Raw genomic sequence first — 4,158 nt, 5'->3', positions numbered from 1 at the left:
GGAGTGATTTTGGAAGGTATTTTCAAGATTGCATATCCGTCCTCATCGGTTTTTACCTTAAATGTGTGTTTGCCGATTTTAATGGTTACAATTTCATCTTCCTCCAAAAATTTGCCGTCGTCGCCTTTTACACGTACCTTGTATGTGTGTCCGTCGTAATAGTACATGTTGATGTTTGCATTTCCGGAGAATCTGGAAAAGATAGTAATGGTAACTCTTAATGTTTCACCATTTTTCGGATTCACATAGTCAATGTAGTGGTTTCCGATTGAATTATAAGGATGGATGTTAATGCTTAATATTCCGTTTTCATTAGTTACCGCATTGGAAAGCGCTACATTGTCAAATTTGGCAGATACGGAGGTATTTGCGAGAGGATTTCCATTTGAATCAAGGAACTGCACTGCAAAAGATCCTGATGCATCGTATGCCAGTGCCATACTTTTTTCATCATTGCTGAAAATGGTTGTTTTAATCAATACCGGAGTTGATATGGTCTGATTCTTGTAGGTTATGGTTACAAGGTATTCTCCGGTAGGTAAAATTCCCAATGAAATGTTTCCAGTATTATTTTTGATTTGTATGGTGTAATTTGCATTGTTGAAGCTGACTTGAATAGTATCGTCTTCAAAAATATTGTAAACTGTAAATATTGTTTCAGTTGCGTTGTCATAATAGTTTACAACGTTTTTGGTAATCATGCTGTTGTGATATGTGTATACTTTAATCGGAGCAAAGCGACCATATTTTCCGAGATCCATTTTTTTACCGTCATTGATTATGTAATTCACATTAGGCATGAGAATGCTTCTGGAATTTCCAACAATCGGCACTGAAACGGATTTTATTCTGATTTCAAATGTTGTGTTTTCATCTACTGCAATGTACTTGTTCAATTTGACTGTTTCATATCCTGCATGGCTTGATTTTCCGCTTTGGCTGTAGACCATGCGGCCATCGACATACACTGAAATGGTATATGGGCTGCCGACAGTTTCAAAGTATGTTCCTACAGCTGCAATTATGTCTCCGTTTTCGCTGGTGTATACCTGTCCGTATGTATCGTAGTCTTTCTCAAATTCGTGCAGTCCGATGACACCATTTTGATAAAGTTTCTCATAGTGCTCCACATTGTCAAATGTGAATCCCACTGCATTTTGAGTTAATGATTTGTCGTAGTAGGAGACATAGAAGTATCCTCCATCTCCCCATTTTTCTCCCCAACTGTTTTTACAAATCCATGCACCATCTCCTGGAGCTTGAGTTGAGAAATGATCTTTTGAGAAGGTATCATTCCATCCGACTAATGTCACGTAATGGTTTCCCCAGTATTTGTTGTTGTACACTGAGTAGTATGTGGAATTGTAGGAATGGTCTCGTGAATTTGCACCGTATAGGAACAGGTTCATAGCACCATATTTTGTCAGGTATTCCTTGATGGCATTCTGGTCTTTTATGTTTATGAAAACGGCGTTTACTGTGCGGACTGTTTGAGGGCCATATTGTATGGAAGAAACTTTTCCAAGCTCATCGTATAAATCATCGGTTGTGTTGATTGCTCCCAACCAGCTTACAAAGTATGCTGCGGTTGTAATCATGTTTCCTGCCTCGGTATTAGTGAGTTGTCCGTATTCTGAATAAGGCAGACAGAGGTTTTTAATGTTGTTTTCGGAAATGTCTAATTCTATCCCTGTTGCAATTAGGTATGCTGATTCAAATGCTCCTGCTGCTCCAAATGCCCAGCATGAACCCATTGAACCCTGGTCTTTAACACGGGTAACCAATCCCAAATTATTTAGATTGAAGTAGGGATCTGTAGCGTTTCCATTAATCGGCTGCGGGTTCAATATAATTGGGTCACCGTTGTATCTTATGTGATAAGTTATATTTGTGTCGTTTATTGTGTCTTTGTATTCTTCTCCACAGTTTGTTATACTGCTTCCGTCATCATCGAATCTGGTGTATATCTTATTGTTTTTGAAAGTTGCATTGTTGATTATATACATCATTTCATAACAGTAAATGGCTTCGCCTTTTCCTGCGGAATTATCTGTAAATGTGGAATTGGCAATAATTGTCTCTGCATGATCAAGATATAGGGCTCCGCCGCATCCGTCAGTTTCTCGTGCACGGTTGTTTGTAAATGTGCCATCGTTAATCATTACATTTGTCCTTGATGTGTAGACCGCTCCACCGTTTTCGGATGCAGTATTGTTGGTGAAAGTGGAGTTAATCAAACCAAGTGCTCCTCCAAGCTGAAGTATTGCCCCTCCGAATTCAGCAGTGTTTTTGTTGAATGTAGTATTAACGATTAAAACCTCACCTTTACCTCTGGTATCACTGTCTGCTGCGATATCTGCAAAGATGGCTCCACCATTTCTTCCGGCGCTGACGTTTGTAAATTCGCAGTTAATAATTACTAATTGAGCAAATCCATCTTCCCTATCGCCTTTTACAGCAACGGCTCCTCCAGTTGCATTTGCCCTTAAGTTAATGAATTTTGATCTTGTGATTTCTGCGATTCCCAAATTATATATTGCTGTTGCATATCTTGAGGTGGCATTTGCAAAAGTGGTGTCTGAAACATTAATGAGGCTATCGCTTCCATAAATCAGACTCCATCTTATAGGATTTTTGTTTGTAAATGTTGCATTTTTAATATGCATTCTGGAAGATGATGCGAATATTGCAGATCCTGCATCGTTAGCAGAATTGTCGGTAAATTTATCGTTGGTACTGTAATATGTACTGTTGAAGGCATATATTGCACCTCCCACGTCATTAGACTTGGTATTTATGAATGTGACGTTGATTGTATTCAATATACCATTCCTCAATTCTATTGCAGTGGCATTGGTGTTTTTCAATACAAGATTTTTCAATGTTAAGTTTCCGCCGGTCATTTTAAATATGGCGGTTTTGCCGTCGGCATCGATTACGTGATTGTTTCCGTCAATGGTAAAATTTCTATTTGTAAATTCTATATGCTTTATAGTGTCAGTATCCTTATATTTATAATCGCTTTCTAATGTTATTGAATCAGATGATTCATTTATATTTTTTGATAAATCATTATATGATCCTTCAGGAGCATCTGAAATAACTTCTTGTGCGTCATTCAGTTGCAATGTGTCTGTAACTGTCTGATTTGCATCTTCAGCACAGACAACTCCCATTGTCATTATCAATAAAAATAGAAAGACTATACTTATCTTATGAAATTTCAATATTTTTCCTCCATATTTTTATACATTTTTTATTTTTATTATCTTAGTATAAAATATGTTTCTTTCATTTTAATTTGAAATATTGAGTTAACATTTAGGAAATTATTAATTTAATGAAATCCAATATACCAATTGATTTTAATGTTTACCTATCCGAGAGTTTTAAGGCAAAAAGATTTGAAAAAGATTTCTAAATATCCATGTGATGAGGAGATTAAAGACGCTTACACTAAATATTTGACAAATTACTCATTTGAGGAGTTTGTAAGCTTCTGCAGCGAGAACAGTGAAAAAAGTCTGGAAGATAAAATATTCAAGTTCACTGATTTGCAGCTGGAAAAATTTGAACCGAATTCTCTAATTTGGGTTTCTCATGTGATGATCAATTTCATGATATATTTCAATGTCAATCTGGATTATGGCCAGTATTATGATGCCTATGCTTCAGCTATCCAGCTGACAGTTCTTACATGCGCCATGAAAATGTCAATAGAAAAGATTTCCTTTGATGAGGTTTCATTGCCGGAAAATTCCAAATCATGTTTTGAAAAATTTTTCAAGGCACGCCCTGATTTCAGATTCAATTTAAAAAAGGATTGCGAGCTGGCTTATAAGTCATTCAATACCAATTTTGATTTCACAAGCGATGAATTCTATATTAAAATGGAAGACCATTTCAAGAAAAACGGTTATTTGCAATGACTGCTATTTATTTTTATCTTAAAAATGCAAGAATGCCACAACTTCTGCAAGTTGTGGATGAATTGCACTATTGGGTGTACTATCTTTTTTAATTAATTTTATTGCGTTTATTTTTATTTTGTGTTTTTTGGAGGCTATTTTGGGTCTTGGATTTTTGTTCAGTATACTTTTTTTGTTGTGATTATATTATTGCTTTGGGTATGAATAATTGTTTTGGGTTTGAAAAATT

At 36.0% G+C, this 4,158-nt stretch carries 2 protein-coding genes; one reads left to right on the top strand and one right to left on the bottom strand.

The genetic code is table 11. From position 1 onward, the window contains the following. A partial coding sequence (locus tag QZN27_RS09130; RefSeq protein ID WP_296786713.1) for a C1 family peptidase occupies positions 1–3,227 on the bottom strand: 3,227 nt, incomplete at its 3' end. Positions 3,228–3,368: 141 nt separating this feature from the next. On the opposite strand from QZN27_RS09130, the gene QZN27_RS09125 reads away from it, so the two are divergent. Next, positions 3,369–3,929 (top strand): hypothetical protein, encoded by a 561-nt coding sequence (locus QZN27_RS09125; RefSeq protein ID WP_296786710.1) that lies wholly within the window; start codon positions 3,369–3,371, stop codon positions 3,927–3,929. Positions 3,930–4,158 lie beyond the last annotated feature (229 nt).

Origin of the sequence: uncultured Methanobrevibacter sp., from assembly GCF_900316895.1 — an archaeon.
In the GTDB taxonomy this organism is placed as follows: domain Archaea; phylum Methanobacteriota; class Methanobacteria; order Methanobacteriales; family Methanobacteriaceae; genus Methanocatella.
The sequence above is the reverse complement of the archived record's forward strand: the minus strand, read 5'-3'. Positions and strand labels throughout refer to the sequence as shown.

Excerpts from the sequence above, each read along its gene's own strand:
- QZN27_RS09125 (WP_296786710.1), top strand. The coding sequence starts at position 3,369 with ATGTTTACCTATCCGAGAGTTTTAAGGCAAAAAGATTTGAAAAAGATT.